The 14,613-nt window shown below is 32.2% G+C and carries 14 protein-coding genes; 4 read left to right on the top strand and 10 right to left on the bottom strand.

Annotated features, from left to right (window positions below):
- Nucleotides 1–16: 16 nt before the first annotated feature.
- From ACZ5B9_RS04045 to ACZ5B9_RS04015, 7 genes are all read right to left on the bottom strand, one after another.
- Complete coding sequence (locus ACZ5B9_RS04045; RefSeq protein WP_464423460.1) at nucleotides 17–931, bottom strand: LysR family transcriptional regulator; 915 nt, start codon at nucleotides 929–931, stop codon at nucleotides 17–19.
- 200 nt (nucleotides 932–1,131) lie between these two features.
- Nucleotides 1,132–1,401 carry a 30S ribosomal protein S16 gene (gene rpsP, locus ACZ5B9_RS04040; protein WP_021770179.1) on the bottom strand — a complete coding sequence of 90 codons (270 nt, stop codon included), beginning with the start codon at nucleotides 1,399–1,401 and terminating at the stop codon, nucleotides 1,132–1,134.
- Between the two features lie 257 nt (nucleotides 1,402–1,658).
- Nucleotides 1,659–2,654: a lipoate--protein ligase gene (locus tag ACZ5B9_RS04035; protein WP_464423459.1), complete on the bottom strand. Its 996-nt coding sequence runs from the start codon at nucleotides 2,652–2,654 to the stop codon at nucleotides 1,659–1,661.
- Between the two features lie 45 nt (nucleotides 2,655–2,699).
- A complete protein-coding gene (lpdA, locus tag ACZ5B9_RS04030; protein ID WP_147004877.1) occupies nucleotides 2,700–4,433 on the bottom strand; it encodes a dihydrolipoyl dehydrogenase in 1,734 nt (577 codons plus the stop codon).
- A 55-nt stretch (nucleotides 4,434–4,488) separates the two neighbouring features.
- Nucleotides 4,489–5,523: a dihydrolipoamide acetyltransferase gene (locus ACZ5B9_RS04025; RefSeq protein WP_147004876.1), complete on the bottom strand. Its 1,035-nt coding sequence runs from the start codon at nucleotides 5,521–5,523 to the stop codon at nucleotides 4,489–4,491.
- A 39-nt stretch (nucleotides 5,524–5,562) separates the two neighbouring features.
- Complete coding sequence (locus ACZ5B9_RS04020; RefSeq protein ID WP_464423458.1) at nucleotides 5,563–6,555, bottom strand: alpha-ketoacid dehydrogenase subunit beta; 993 nt, start codon at nucleotides 6,553–6,555, stop codon at nucleotides 5,563–5,565.
- 15 nt (nucleotides 6,556–6,570) lie between these two features.
- Nucleotides 6,571–7,536: a thiamine pyrophosphate-dependent dehydrogenase E1 component subunit alpha gene (locus ACZ5B9_RS04015; protein ID WP_464423457.1), complete on the bottom strand. Its 966-nt coding sequence runs from the start codon at nucleotides 7,534–7,536 to the stop codon at nucleotides 6,571–6,573.
- 241 nt (nucleotides 7,537–7,777) lie between these two features.
- Between ACZ5B9_RS04015 and ACZ5B9_RS04010 the strand changes: the two genes are divergently transcribed.
- From ACZ5B9_RS04010 to ACZ5B9_RS03995, 4 genes are all read left to right on the top strand, one after another.
- Nucleotides 7,778–8,236: a DIP1984 family protein gene (locus ACZ5B9_RS04010; RefSeq protein WP_464423456.1), complete on the top strand. Its 459-nt coding sequence runs from the start codon at nucleotides 7,778–7,780 to the stop codon at nucleotides 8,234–8,236.
- Between the two features lie 251 nt (nucleotides 8,237–8,487).
- The gene (locus tag ACZ5B9_RS04005; RefSeq protein ID WP_464423455.1) at nucleotides 8,488–9,669 is read left to right on the top strand and encodes a dicarboxylate/amino acid:cation symporter; all 1,182 of its coding nucleotides are present in this window, start codon (nucleotides 8,488–8,490) and stop codon (nucleotides 9,667–9,669) included.
- Between the two features lie 283 nt (nucleotides 9,670–9,952).
- A complete protein-coding gene (locus ACZ5B9_RS04000) occupies nucleotides 9,953–10,438 on the top strand; it encodes a hypothetical protein (RefSeq protein WP_464423454.1) in 486 nt (161 codons plus the stop codon).
- A 199-nt stretch (nucleotides 10,439–10,637) separates the two neighbouring features.
- Nucleotides 10,638–11,834 carry an META domain-containing protein gene (locus tag ACZ5B9_RS03995; protein ID WP_464423453.1) on the top strand — a complete coding sequence of 399 codons (1,197 nt, stop codon included), beginning with the start codon at nucleotides 10,638–10,640 and terminating at the stop codon, nucleotides 11,832–11,834.
- Nucleotides 11,835–11,943: 109 nt separating this feature from the next.
- Here the strand turns inward: ACZ5B9_RS03995 and tgt are convergent, their stop codons facing one another.
- From tgt to ACZ5B9_RS03980, 3 genes are all read right to left on the bottom strand, one after another.
- Complete coding sequence (gene tgt, locus ACZ5B9_RS03990; RefSeq protein ID WP_464423452.1) at nucleotides 11,944–13,125, bottom strand: tRNA guanosine(34) transglycosylase Tgt; 1,182 nt, start codon at nucleotides 13,123–13,125, stop codon at nucleotides 11,944–11,946.
- A gap of 29 nt (nucleotides 13,126–13,154) precedes the next feature.
- On the bottom strand, nucleotides 13,155–13,916 hold the full coding sequence (locus ACZ5B9_RS03985; protein ID WP_464423451.1) for a TatD family hydrolase: 762 nt from the start codon (nucleotides 13,914–13,916) through the stop codon (nucleotides 13,155–13,157).
- A gap of 71 nt (nucleotides 13,917–13,987) precedes the next feature.
- The gene (locus ACZ5B9_RS03980) at nucleotides 13,988–14,590 is read right to left on the bottom strand and encodes a hypothetical protein (protein WP_464423450.1); all 603 of its coding nucleotides are present in this window, start codon (nucleotides 14,588–14,590) and stop codon (nucleotides 13,988–13,990) included.
- Between the last annotated feature and the right edge of the window lie 23 nt (nucleotides 14,591–14,613).

Genomic DNA, 14,613 nt, shown 5'->3' with positions numbered 1-14,613 from the left:
TCAATATTCTTTAATCTTATGGAATTTCTGTATATTTCAAATGTTCCTTCAAAGCCTTCACATAAACTTTCCCATAAACACTTAGTTCAATATTTTTCTGCATTATAATTCCAACTTTCATATACTCGCCCACTTCCAGGGGTTTTGCAATAATATTTTCTCCATTTAGTTCTTTACTAATTATTCCCGTACTTACCGTGTATCCATTAAGCCCAACTGCCAAATTAAACAAAGTCGCTCTATCTCTTACTTTTATATTTTTATCCCTGTCAAGTGTACTCAATATTTCTTCTGAAAAATAAAAAGAGTTATAATCTCCTTGTTCAAACGACAGATATGGATATTCCTTCAAATCTTCAAGACTAATGCTTTCCTTTTTTGCTAAAGGATGATTAAAACTAATGAAGACATGTGGCTTTGCAGTAAACAGCTCAATAAATTTCAAGTTATTTCTTTTTATCATTTTCTCAATTACAGTTTTATTTGCTCCCGAAGTGTATAAAATTCCAATTTCACTTTTTCTATTGCTTACATCTTCAATAATTTCATTAGTCTGTGTTTCTCTAAGTGTAAAATCATACTTATTTTCCCCAAATTTCTTAATCACATCCACAAAAGCATTTACTGCAAACGAATAATGCTGAGTTGATACCGAAAACCTACGAGTTATCTTATTTCCTTTTTTATATTCTTCTTCCAATAAATCCATCTGTTCCAAAACTTGCCTAGCATATCCCAAAAACCTATCTCCTTCAAGTGAAACAATTACTCCTTTATTTGTCCTGTTAAAAATCGTTATATTCATCTCATCTTCCAGCTCTTTTATTGCTTTCGTCAATGCCGGCTGTGAAACAAACAGCTCTTTTGCAGCCTCACTTAATGTCCCTTTTTCAGCGACTGTTACTACATATTTTAGTTGTTGTAATGTCATTTCCTTCTCCCTATTTTATTCACATAATCTTCTTAATATTTATTATGTATAACCAATACTATTTCCCGTTTAAAGTTTCAAATCTTGAATTAAATAATCTTTATACATATTTATCAAAAGCAAGTTGTTATTTTTACATACTTTCTATGTTTAATTGGTTAAATAAAAAGACACCTATAAAAGTGCCTTTCTATAAATAACTATTTTTTCTTAGTTTCTTGAAATTTTTCCCAAATTCCTGCTTTTGTCAAAATGCTTTTAACAGTTTCAGTTGGTTGTGCTCCATTTGATAAGTATCTTAAGATTTCTTCCTCTTTTAACACTACTTGTTTTCCTTCTTCAGCAAGTGGATTGAATGTTCCTAAGTAAGCAACTGCTTTTCCATCTCTTCTTGATAAAGCTTCCATAGCTGCTATTCTATAAAAAGGAACTTTCTTTCTTCCTAATCTAGTTAATCTTAATTTTAACATTAAATTTTACCTCCATTTATTTAATAACTTGAAAATTTATTATTTTAAGTATGTTATGATTATACTAAAATTTTTAAAAATTGTCAAGTATTTTTTCTTTACATCAGGATTTAAAAAAATTGTTGCATTTTATATTACAATTTAAGCTCGTAATTAATCTCTATCTATTTACATATTTATTACAAATAAAAAAGACACCTATTTTTCAAAGTGTCTAAAAATTTTATTTTTTATTTATTACATTTCAAAAATTTCGCTTATTCCACAACGACTTCCACAACTTCATCCACCGTAAACCTAGAAAAATACTCACCAATATCAACTGTTTCCAGTTTTTCTTTCACAGCTTCCCTTGTATATTTAGTATCTTTCAACAAATTCTCAATTTCACTCAAATCTTCATTTTTACCAAAGAAATCTCCATAGAATTTAATGTTTTTAATTCTGGAATTTTCTACTGTGGCAAAAATTTGAATTTTTCCGTTTGTGAAACGTTTTTCACGAGTTATGTTAAATTCTGGAGAAGTTCCGTAAACCCATTCCCAGTTTCTATGTTTTTTTTCTGCATTTTCTTCAATTGTTTTTAACTCTTCTTGCGTAAATTTGTATTCTTCCATTTCTGGATAATGTTTTTTCATATATTCCATTATTTTTTCACCAAATTCATTTACGGTGATAGGTTCTTTCAAATGAGGAAGTATATTTGTAACACGGCTTCTTACTGATTTTACGCCTTTTGACTCAATTTTATCCTTTGAAACTTTCAATGCATTTCCTAATTCTCCAAAATTTACATCAAACAATAGGCATCCATGGTGCATTACACGTCCTTTTATGTATGCTTGAGCGTTTCCGCAAAATTTCTGTCCATCTATTTCCAAATCATTTCGTCCTGTAAATTCTGCTTTTACTCCCAATTCTGCTAGAGTTTCTATAATTGGCTTTGAAAATTCCTTAAAGTTAAAACCTTCCTTATCTTCCTGCTTATTGGAAATAATTGTGTAGTTTAAATTGTTTAAATCGTGGTAAACTGCACCTCCTCCAGAAATTCTACGAACAACATGAATTCCTTTTTCACGAGTATATTCTGTGTTAATTTCCTCAATTGTATTTTGATATTTTCCTACAACAATTGTTGGCTCATTTATCCAAAGTAAAAATATTTCATCAATATCACGCAGCTGCTTAAAGCAATATTCTTCTAAAGCAATGTTAAATGCTGGATCATTTGACTTACTAACATAATATTTCATATGTTTAAAATTCCTTTCAAAATTTCAATTTATTTCACTTTTTTATTATTTTCTTTTTCTAGGTAAATGAATCGCTTCATCTAATGCATCTGCACATGCTTCAAACAGAGCTTCTGAGTAAGTTGGATGAGCATAGATTGTTTTAATCACTTCATCTACTGTAATTTCCATTGCCATAAGTCCTGATGCTTCGTTAATCATTTCTGCCGCTGATGGTCCTACAATGTGCACCCCAAGAATTTCGTCATATTTTTTATCAACTATAACTTTTACAAATCCTGCTGATTCTCCTGAAGCCAACGCTCTTCCATTTGCTGCGAATTGGAATTTACCAACTTTAATGTCATATTTTGCTTTTGCTTCTTCTTCTGTAAGTCCTGCCATTGCCACTTCTGGTACTGTATAAATTGCAGATGGAGTTGTTTCAAGTCTAACTTCCCTATGGTTTCCTTGAACTGCATTTTCAGCCGCAACTTCTCCCATTCTGAATGCCGCATGAGCAAGCATCTTGATTCCATTTATATCTCCTGGTGCATAAATTCCAGGTACACTTGTTTCCATATATTTATCAACTTTGATTCGACCTTTTTCCATTTCTAGCTCAATTTCTCCAATAGCTTCTAAATCAGGTACTCTTCCGATTGACAATAATGCTTTTTCAGAAACAATGTCATCATGTCCGTCAACTTTGATTGTTAAGTTGTGTCCATCATCAACTATTTCCTTAATTTGTGTAGAAGTTAATATTTTCATTCCTTTTTTCTCAAGCTCTTTTCTAAGTACAGCTGAAGATTCCCTGTCTACTCCTGGTACAATTCTATCCATCATTTCCACAACTGTAACTTCACTTCCAAATGATAAGAACACTTGTCCAAGCTCAATTCCAACAACTCCTCCACCAATTACAGTAAGTGATTTTGGAATTTGCTGTATGTCTAAAATGTCATCACTTGTAAGAACTTTGTTGCTTTCAATTCCAGGAATATTGATTTTTCCAACTTTCGATCCACCAGCTAAGATTATTTTATCAGCTCTTAAAACAGTTTCTCCATTTACAACAACATCTTTATCCTTATTGATTTTTCCAACTCCATTAAACATTTTAATTTCGTTGCTCTTTAAAAGTCCTCTTACACCATTTGTCAATGTTTTAACAATTTCATTTTTCAACTGCACAACTTTTGGCATGTCAATTGTGTATTTTTCACTTTCCAAAATAATTCCTCTTTTGCTTGCCATTTCGATACCTTCGAGAATTTCAGCATTTTTAAGGAATGTTTTTGTAGGAATACATCCTCTGTTCAGACAAGTTCCTCCAAATTCATTTTTTTCTACAACTGCCACTTTTGCACCAAGCTGAGCTGCACGAATTGCCGCTACATATCCAGCAGGCCCTCCACCAATTACAACGACATCAAATTCATCTTCTGCCTTTTCTTTTTTAGGTGCAGGTTGAGCCACATTTTCTGGTTTTGGCTGTGAAGCTTGTGCTGGAGCTGCACTTGCTGTATTTGCTGAACCTGCTTCTGGAGCTGCTTCTCCTTCTGCACCAATATATCCGATAATTTCTGTAACAGGTACAGTTTCTCCATCTCCTTTTACTATTTTTATCAAATATCCTGATGCTTCAGCTTCCAGTTCCATACTTGTCTTATCTGTCATTATTTCAAGTAAAATTTCCCCTTCTTCTACCTTTTCCCCTTCTTTTTTATTCCATTTTATAATCTGCCCTTCCGTCATATCTATTCCAGCTTTAGGCATAATTATCTCTGTAGCCATAAAATTCACTCCTTTATACTCAAATAATTTTACATTTCATATTTTCTATCTAATTTTAAATTAACAAAGAAATTGGATTTTCCAAAGCATTTTTCAAATCCTGCATAAATTTAGCTCCAGCAAGTCCATCTACCACTCTGTGATCAATTGTAAGTGTCAAAGTCATCATTGGACGAACTGTAATTTCACCATTTACAACAACAGGCTTTTCAACTGTAGAAGAAACTCCCAAGATTGCTGAGTTTGGCTGATTTATTATCGGGTTAAAGCTTTGTACTCCAAACATTCCAAGATTACTTATTGTAAATGTGCTTCCACTTTGTTCATCAGGCGTCAACTTCATATCTAATGCTTTTTTCACTATCTTTTTAGATTCAACAACTAATTCGCTAAGTGTCATTTTATCTGCACCTTTTACAACTGGCACAAGAAGTCCACCGTCAAATCCTACTGCAATTGCCAAGTTTACATAATTATGCAGAATAATCTGTGTTCCGTCTTCTGACAAACTTGAATTTACAAACTTGTGCTTTAACAAAGTTTTTATAACTGCAAATGAAATAATGTCTGTTATTGTAATTTTCTTTCCTGTACTTTCTAAAATTGTATCAAGTATTTTCTTTCTTAGTGCAATAGCTTCAGTCATGTCAATTTCGTAATTAAGTGCGAATGTAGGTGCTGTTAGATAACTTTCTGTCATACGTTTTGAAATAACTTTTCTCATTGCTGACATTGGCACAATTTCTATATCCTGCTGTGAAACCGTTTTTTCTTCTGCAACAACAGCTTTTTCATGTCTTGCCAAGTCTTCTGTTTCCTGCGGTTTAGCAATCAATTTCAAAATATCATCCCGCATTATTTTCCCATTATGCCCTGTCCCAACGACATTTTCCAATTCAAGATTATGGTCTAATGCTATTTTTCTAGCAAGTGGCGATATTCTTACTTGCTTTTCAAATTTAAATGTTTCTACATCTTCCTTATGAACACGTCCATTTGCTCCACTGCCTTTCACAAGAAAAAGATCAAGTCCCATCTGCTGCGCTAATTTACGTGCTGCAGGAGTAGCTCTTAACTCATTATTTTCCATAGCTTCTTCCTTTCTATTTTATTTCTTCCTATATATTTTTTATTGTTTATTTTTTACTTTTCTAATTGCTTCTACAATTTTTTCCACACTTGGAACCATCGCTGTTTCAAGAGCGTGATTATAAGGTATTGGCACATCTTCTCCAGCTAACCTCACAATTGGGTGATCCAAATAGTCAAATGTGTCACTTTCTGAAATAATTGCAGAAATTTCTCCGATAAACCCGCTTGTTTTGTGAGCATCATTTACTAAGATTACTCTTCCTGTTTTTTTAACAGAATTCAAAATAATTTCCTTGTCTAACGGAATCAATGTTCTAGGATCCACCACTTCTACGCTAATCCCTTCACTTTCTGCAATTTCCGCCGCCTTCATTACTCTTTCCAGCATTCTTCCATAAGTTACAATTGTAATATCTTTTCCTTCTTTTTTAATTTCACCTTTTCCTAAAGGAATAACAAATTCAGGATCTGTAGGAACTTCACCTTTCATATTGTATTGTGCTTTATATTCAAGGAAAATTACTGGGTTATTATCACGGATTGCTGATTTTAAAAGCCCTTTTACATCAGCAGGTGTTCCTGGCGCAACAACCTTTACTCCTGGAATATGAGTAAACCAAGACTCAAGCGACTGTGAATGCTGTGCAGCTGAACCCACTCCAGAACCTGCCGCACATCTGAATGTTACTGGCACTTGTCCTTTTCCACCAAACATATATCTAGTTTTTGCCGCCTGATTTACAATATTGTCCATCATATAAACGATAAAATCCATAAATGTTACATCAACTATAGGACGAAGCCCTGTCATTGCAGCACCAACTGCAGCTCCAGAAATTGCTGATTCTGAAATTGGAGTATCTTTTATTCTTTCTGGTCCAAATTCATCGAGCATTCCAACTGATGTTCCAAAATCCCCTCCAAAAATTCCTACATCTTCTCCCATTAAAAATACATTTTCATCTTTTCTCATTTCTTCCGACATTGCTGTAATAATTGCCTCTTTTACAGACATCAACTTTGTTTCCATTTTCTATCTCCTTTTCTAATTCGCAAATATATCTTCAAATGCAGATTCCAACGTAGGTTCTGGACTATTTTTTGCAAATTCTACTGCATCTTCAATCTGTTTTTTTGATTTTTCTTCAAGTTCTACTAATTCTTCCTCTGTCGCAATATTATTTTCAAGCAAGTAATTTCTGAATTTTAAGTTAGGATCTTTTAACTTCCATTCGTCAACCTCTTCTTTTGTTCTGTATTTTCCAGGATCAGAACTCGAATGTCCGAACCATCTGTAAGTTACGCTTTCAATAAATACAGGTCCTTTTCCTTCTCTCACATCCTTTACAGCCTTTTCAAAAGTTTCATAAACTGAAAGAACATCATTCCCGTCTTCAATAAAATATCCTGGCATTCCATAAGCTGCAGCCCTTTGATAAAGATGCTCCACTTTTGCAACACTATTAATTGAAGTACTTATTCCATATCCATTATTAATTGCATAAAAAATAACAGGTACATTCCATACTGACGCCAAGTTCATCGCTTCGTGAAAACTTCCTTCATTTGTAGCTCCATCTCCGAAAAAACAAACTACTATTTTTCCAGTATTCTTCACTTTCTGAGTATAAGCTGCACCAACTGCCATTCCATGTCCACCACCGACAATTCCATTTGCTCCCAAGTTTCCACTTTCTAAATCAGCAATGTGCATCGAACCACCTTTACCTTTACAAGTTCCAGTAGCCTTTCCCATAATTTCAGCCATCATTCCATTCAAGTCAATCCCTTTAGCGATAACCTGTCCATGTCCTCTGTGATTAGATGTAATAAGATCATCAGCATTCAATGCCGCAATAGCACCAACATTTGCTGCTTCTTCTCCTACTGACAAATGTGTCATTCCAGGCACCATTCCTCTTTTTACAAGCTGATTTACCTTCAAATCAAAATCTCTTATACTGAGCATTCGCTCATAAATATTCAGCAATTTACCTTTTGATAATTCCATAATTCCCTCCATTTGCATATTTTAGTTTAATTTTTTCATTTTAGCAAGTAATATTTTGTTTCTCAAAATTTCCTTTTTAATTTTATCATAATTTTGTAACCATTACAACAAATATTTACAAGTTAAAAAAATATCTTGCATATGATTTTCAATAATAAAAAACATAAAAATTTCCTTTACATTTTCTAATTTTTCTATTATACTTTAAGTACTAAAAAATTAAAAATCGGAGGTGTATAGATTGAAAATTGCTGAAGCTCTTATTTTACGTGCAGATATTCAAAAAAGAATTGCACAATTAAAAACAAGACTTAACAATAATGCTAAAGTTCAGGAACACGAAGAACCTACTGAAAATCCTCAACTTTTATTAACTGAATTAGACAACTTAATTTCTCAATTAAATGATTTAATAATAAAAATAAACAAAACAAATACTCTTTCAAAGATTGATGGAATTTCATTAGTCGAATTAATTGCAAAAAAAGACACACTTTCACAAAAAGCAGCAATCCTGCGTGAATTTATAGAAATTGCAAGCCAAAAGATAAATCTTTATTCCACAACGGAAATAAAAGTTTTTAGTACAATCAATGTTCCAGTACAGCAGAAGCAGCTGGATAAATTATCTAAGGAAATTCGTGAAACTGATACAAAATTACAGCAGGCAAACTGGACTATTGATTTGATTGAAAAATAAAAAAATATAATTTAAATAAATTTTAGGTGTAGATATTATTAAGGTGAACATAAACCTTTGGATATTAGGGAAAAAATATCTTACAAGATGAAGTAGTGCGGGGAAATTACAAGAATTATAATTAATCCCAGTATTGTTACATTTGTACAAATTACTGTAAATTTTACTACCGTATGTTAATTGATAATATTGAGGTTGGGTTGCGGGATTTATTTTAGTTATACAAAAAATATATAAGGAGAGAAAAATTTATGAAAAAAATCAGGCTTGTGCCACGTTTAATTATAGCAATAACGCTTGGTATAGTACTGGGATTAGTTTTACCAAGTCCTGTTATTAGGATTTTTGTGACTTTTTCGTCGCTATTTAGCAAGTATTTATCTTTTGTTATTCCGTTTATGATAATCGGATTTGTTGTGACAGGAATTTCAGATTTACGTCAAGGAGCAGGAAAATTGCTGGGAATTACTACATTGATAGCTTATGTTTCCACAATTGTGGCAGGAAGTTTATCTTATCTTATGGCAACTAATATTTTTCCAAAAATTCTTAATTTTACCTCTTTTGCAGCAATAGAACACCCTGAGAAAAATCTTTTAACAGCTTATTTCGAAATTCCTCTCGCACCAATGTTTGATGTAACTTCAGCAATCGTTTTTGCCTTTATAATGGGGCTTTCAATAAGCTGGCTTAGAAATAACGGCGAAGGACAAACTACCTACAACCTTTTTCGTGAGTTTTCAAAAATAATCACAAAATTACTGAGCACATCGGTTATTCCTCTACTTCCAGTCTACATTTTTGGAACATTTATGAACATGACTTACAGCGGACAGATGTTTACGACACTTTCTATTTTCCTAAAAGTATTTGTCTGTGTGATAATTCTTCACATTTTATATATTTCAGCTTTATTTGTATTTGCTGGAGGAATTTCAGGGAAAAATCCGCTTACCTGTATGAAAAATCAAATTCCAGGTTATTTTACAGCACTTGGTACACAATCTTCAGCAGCCACAATCCCAATAAATTTGGAATGTGCAAAACGAAACGGAACATCGCCTGAAATACGTGAATTTGTAGTGCCATTATGTGCTACAATCCATTTAGCAGGAAGTATCATTACAATAACAAGCTGTGTTGTTACCGTTCTTATGATGAACAATATGGCTTACGATGTAACAAAAGTTTTCCCATTTATCCTAGTTCTAGGAGTCGCAATGGTAGCCGCGCCTGGAGCGCCTGGAGGAGCAATAATGTCAGCACTTCCATTTCTAGGAATGGTTGGAATCGCCGCAAACAGTCCTTTAGCTTCGCTTCTAATCGCTCTTTACATAACACAGGACAGCTTTGGAACAGCGGCAAATGTATCTGGGGATAATGCAATAGCTATCATAGTTGACTGGATTTATCATAAATTTATAAAAAAATAAAAATTATATGATTGAAAAATAAAAAATTTGTGCTATAATTAGCAAAATAATGGAATTCGTCCATATCAGACTAAACAGGGAGAAAAATACTCTTATCTATTATTGATTGGGGTATTTTTTTATGTTATAATATTTTTTGAGGTTCACCGCCTCAAGATTGTATCTGATCTTTAGCAAACAGATGACAAATTACCATTTTATACCTCCATAATTCTGCAGAAAACTACAACCTGAAGGTTTTTCCACGACAATAAAATTTTTTGAAAGGAATACACTATACTCAATGAACAAACTTATACAGAATTTTAATTATAAATTTAAACAAATCCTATTTGGATTATTAGGTGCAATTCTATTTTCGTTGATAGGAATTATCATATATTACATCGCTTTTTATTTTAATAAAAATTTTATTTCCTTGATTTTCAGCATTTCCATTCCAATCGCATCTTATATTGGATATATGTTTTTTTCAAATAAAATAAATGGATTCAATAGATTTGAAGCTGATGATTTCTCTTTTTTTGACGCCTTTTCACTATTTATCGTTACATTTTCAATAGTTTATATAATAAATACTTTTGATGTCACAAATATGCTTTACAAGGAATACCATAGTGAATTTAACTATTTTCAGCTTTTTGCAAAATGTTTTCCAAGACTAGTTGATTTAGAATGGGTAAGTTTTAGAGTTGTTGTGAGTGAAATATTTGTTATGCTTTTTACTCTTTCAAATTATTTTCGTGGCGGTTTTTTCTTTATTCCATAATTATATTACTTCTAATAAACTGGAATCGGATAATAAAAATGAAAAAATATATATAAGTAACTGAAAAATTTTCAAGCTGAATAAAAATATTTTATAAAAACCAAATAATTTTTAAAATTCTCATAATTCTTTAATGATAATATGATAATATTGAATTAACAAAGGAAAAGAGAAAAAATAATGAAAAGAGGTTTTTAAAATGAAAAAAAGATTTTTTTTAGTTGGAATTTTTACAATGCTTCTTTTATGCTGTGGTTTTTTGAATGCGGCTGTGAAAAAAAGAGACGCTGTTAGCACTAATTTGAACGGAACTTCGTGGAAATTGACAGAAATCAGGAAAAATGGACGGAATTCCCGTATTCCAGAAAAAGCAAATGTTACAATTAATTTCTTAAAATATAATATCAACGGATTTGGAGGAACTAACGGATATTCAGGAAGTTATAAATTAAACAGGAATTCCACTCTTTCTGCCACAGTAACTTCAACTTTAACAGGAGGTGCTCAAGATCTGATGAATCTCGAACAGGATTTCTTTGATATTCTGCAATCAAACCCTGTGATTAAATACAGCAAGGATACTTTAACTTTAACTAACAAGCGAGAGATTTGGACTTTTAAAAATCCTGATACAGTTAATCAAACAGACAAGGATTCACTTCCTCTTTCAAATTTAAATGAAACTTCATGGAAATTAACTCAAATTAAGAAAAATAGATTTAATTCTTATATTTCAGAAAATACAAATGTTACTATTAATTTTTCAAAAAATAAGATTAATGGATTTGGTGGAATCAATGGATATTCAGGAAATTATAAAATTAACAGAAATTCTACTCTTTCTGCCACAGTAACTTCAACTTTGATGGGAGGTTCTCTAGATTTGATGAATCTCGAACAGGATTTCTTTGATATTCTGCAATCCAACCCTGTGATTAAATACAACAAGGATACTTTAACTTTAACTAACAAAGCTGGCGATATTTGGACTTTTAAAAAGTCAAATACAGTTAATCAGAATGACAAGGATTCACTTTCTCTTTTAAATTTGAAAAAAAAATTATTGAATACTAGCTGGAAACTTATTGATATTTCTGACACAAAAATGAGAAAGATATTGACAACAAATGAAATAAGAATTACTCTTAATTTTTCAGAAGACAGAATACATGGCGATTCAGGAGTAAACAACTATTTTTCAAATTACATAATGGCATCAGATAATATTATGGTTGGACCTATCGGCTCTACAAAAATGGCAGGACCAGATAACTTTATGAGACTTGAAAGCCAGTATTTGAATATTTTACAAAATTCAAAAAAGATTAAATTAGATAACAATCGTTTGACTTTTATGACAGATGATGGAAAAACATTGACATTTAAAGAAATGTAGTATTTTATGTTTGTGCTATTTACTTTTAACTTATATTTTTTATCTGGAATGAAAAAATATTTGTTATGAAATAAATAGCACTTTTTTATTGCATTTTATTTTCTAATTTTTATATCGACTTTGGCTTTATCCATTCACTTTCTTTTCCCATGGCATAGTTTTTCAGCACTTCTTCCTTATATTCCTTAAACCTTCCATCAATAATTGCCTCACGTGCATTATCCATAAGTTTTAGCAAAAAATGCAAATTATGATATGTTGCAAGCCTTTGTCCCAAAATTTCTCCAGCCTTGAATAAATGCCTAATATACGCCCTCGTATAATTTTTGCAGGCATAACAGTCACAACCTTCATCAAGTGGTCTGTTATCTCGTGAATAAATCGCATTTTTTATAACAAGACGCCCATACTTCGTAAATACAGTACCGTGTCTACCAATTCTTGTAGGCTGAACGCAATCCATCATGTCAATTCCATGTTCCACAGCTTCAAGCATATCCACAGGTTCTCCCACTCCCATTAAATAACGTGGCTTATTTTCAGGCAGTTTTGGCGTGCTATATTTTAAAATTCTATACATATCCTCACGTGGCTCTCCTACTGCAAGCCCTCCTAAAGCATACCCAGCAAACCCATAATCATGCTCATACAGCTCCTCAAAACTTTTATCCCGTAAATCCTCATAAATTCCACCTTGCACAATTGCAAAAAGCCCCTGCTTATCCTTATTTCTATTTGCTTCAATACAACGCTTAGCCCATCTCGTAGTTCTTTCAATGGATGGTATCAAATATTCACGTGTTGACAGTCCTGGCGGGCATTCATCCAGCACCATCATAATATCACTTCCTAGATTATTTTGAATCGAAATAGATTTTTCAGGCGATAAAAAATGTTTTGATCCATCTAAATGCGAACGAAAATGAACTCCTTCCTCCTTTATCTTTCTCAAATCTCCAAGACTAAATACTTGAAATCCACCACTATCAGTAAGTATTGGCTTATCCCATCTCATAAATTTATGAAGACCGCCAAAATCATTTACCAAATCATCTCCAGGGCGCAAGTACAAATGATACGTGTTCCCAAGAATAATTTGAGAATTAATCTCTTCTAATTCCTCTCGAGTCATCGCCTTTACAGTCGCCTGTGTACCAACTGGCATAAATACTGGTGTTTTTATCTCTCCATGTGGTGTTTTTATAACTCCAGCACGTGCATTTCCATCTTTTTTTTCTAATTTATATTCTATTGGATTTTTAAAATCTTTATTTTCTTTTTCAATACACATTTTATCTCCTATTTAATTTCTAAATTCCATTATATTCCATAAATTTTCTTAGCATTTTCAGTAGTTATCTTAATAACTTCCTCTACTGAAATTTCTTTAATTTTAGCCACTTCTTCTGCTACATATTTTGTATAAACTGGCTCATTCCGTTTCCCTCGAAAAGGCACAGGCGTTAAATACGGACAATCTGTTTCCAAAACAATTTTTTCCAAAGGCAATTCCTTCACAAGTTCCTTCGTCTTTTTGTTATTTTTAAACGTCAAAGTTCCGCCAATTCCTAGATAATATCTATCTAAAAACGGTTTTGCCGCTTCTAAAGAACCTGGATAACAATGCAAAATTCCCCCAACATTTTTGTAATCCTTCAAAACATCAAGCGTATCCTGCAAAGCCTCTCTTGTATGAATAACAACTGGTTTTTTTACCCTTTCTGCAAGTTCCATCTGCTTTCTAAATCCAGCAATCTGAACATCCTTTGGGTCCTCCATCCAATGATAATCCAGCCCAATTTCCCCAATCGCAACAACCTTTTTCTCAGTCAATGCCAATCTTTCCAGTTCTTTTTCCACTTCATCATTATATTTTTTTATATCCACAGGATGAACTCCAATTACCGCATTCACAAACGAATATCTATTCGCAAGTTCAATGCTTTTTATCGAACTTTCCAAATCAAATCCGATGCTTACAATCCCTTCCAGCTCATCCTCAATTCTTTTCATCACATCATCAAAATCATTTTCAAACTGCTTATCATAAATGTGCGTATGCGTATCAATTATTTTACTCATTTTAACAAGATAAAGTTATTCCAAAATTTCAGAATAACTTCATTTCCTTTCTAAATTTAATTTTTTTGATTTTACTGTTTTACAATCTTATGAAATGTCCATTCTTTATTTACTTTTTTCAAACTTATTGTTGCGTTTTGGTAAGTAAATATTTTTGTAGTTTTAACTTTTTCTATTGTAAAATCACTCATTAGTTGGAATAATGTTGAAACCCATTCAGGTTTTATATTTTTTTCTGGTGTAGTTTTTAAAATTTCTATTGGTTTCCCAGTTTTTTCTTTAAATCTCTTAGAAACTACTCTCATCATTTCATCTTCACTAAAGTTTCTACTATCTAATTCAGGAATCTTTATTTCAAGATCTAAATTAACTATGTCACTTGAAATATATTCAATTTTTTTTATAGAATATTGTGTATCATAAACAAGCTGTTTTGCCATCCCATCAGTTAACGCCATTCCAAGTCTTTGACTGCTTTGTGTAGTTAATTCTGCCTCTCTAATACCCTCAGCCTTCTGTTTTTCCACAAATTTTTCAAAAGCATTTTCTATCCCTGCATTATTTTTCTCAATTTCTTCTTTTTGAATTTTCACATTTGGCTTAACTTCCACCTTATAATTTGCAGAAAATCCAAGACTTGCTGTTAGTAAACATAATACTAATATCTTCTTCATTTACTCATACCTCTTCTAATTTA

The organism is Leptotrichia sp. SK-5 (assembly GCF_055387215.1).
This window is presented reverse-complemented; position numbering and strand designations above follow the sequence as displayed.

What these genes read in the sequence shown, in the direction of transcription:
- ACZ5B9_RS04015 (WP_464423457.1), bottom strand. Translation starts at nt 7,536, where the DNA reads ATGGAATTATCAAAAGGTAAATTGCTGAATATTTATGAGCGAATGCTC.
- ACZ5B9_RS04045 (WP_464423460.1), bottom strand. Translation starts at nt 931, where the DNA reads ATGACATTACAACAACTAAAATATGTAGTAACAGTCGCTGAAAAAGGG.
- ACZ5B9_RS04035 (WP_464423459.1), bottom strand. Translation starts at nt 2,654, where the DNA reads ATGAAATATTATGTTAGTAAGTCAAATGATCCAGCATTTAACATTGCT.
- ACZ5B9_RS03995 (WP_464423453.1), top strand. Translation starts at nt 10,638, where the DNA reads ATGAAAAAAAGATTTTTTTTAGTTGGAATTTTTACAATGCTTCTTTTA.
- ACZ5B9_RS04005 (WP_464423455.1), top strand. Translation starts at nt 8,488, where the DNA reads ATGAAAAAAATCAGGCTTGTGCCACGTTTAATTATAGCAATAACGCTT.
- ACZ5B9_RS04025 (WP_147004876.1), bottom strand. Translation starts at nt 5,523, where the DNA reads ATGGAAAATAATGAGTTAAGAGCTACTCCTGCAGCACGTAAATTAGCG.
- ACZ5B9_RS04000 (WP_464423454.1), top strand. Translation starts at nt 9,953, where the DNA reads ATGAACAAACTTATACAGAATTTTAATTATAAATTTAAACAAATCCTA.
- tgt (WP_464423452.1), bottom strand. Translation starts at nt 13,125, where the DNA reads ATGTGTATTGAAAAAGAAAATAAAGATTTTAAAAATCCAATAGAATAT.
- ACZ5B9_RS03980 (WP_464423450.1), bottom strand. Translation starts at nt 14,590, where the DNA reads ATGAAGAAGATATTAGTATTATGTTTACTAACAGCAAGTCTTGGATTT.
- rpsP (WP_021770179.1), bottom strand. Translation starts at nt 1,401, where the DNA reads ATGTTAAAATTAAGATTAACTAGATTAGGAAGAAAGAAAGTTCCTTTT.
- ACZ5B9_RS03985 (WP_464423451.1), bottom strand. Translation starts at nt 13,916, where the DNA reads ATGAGTAAAATAATTGATACGCATACGCACATTTATGATAAGCAGTTT.
- lpdA (WP_147004877.1), bottom strand. Translation starts at nt 4,433, where the DNA reads ATGGCTACAGAGATAATTATGCCTAAAGCTGGAATAGATATGACGGAA.
- ACZ5B9_RS04020 (WP_464423458.1), bottom strand. Translation starts at nt 6,555, where the DNA reads ATGGAAACAAAGTTGATGTCTGTAAAAGAGGCAATTATTACAGCAATG.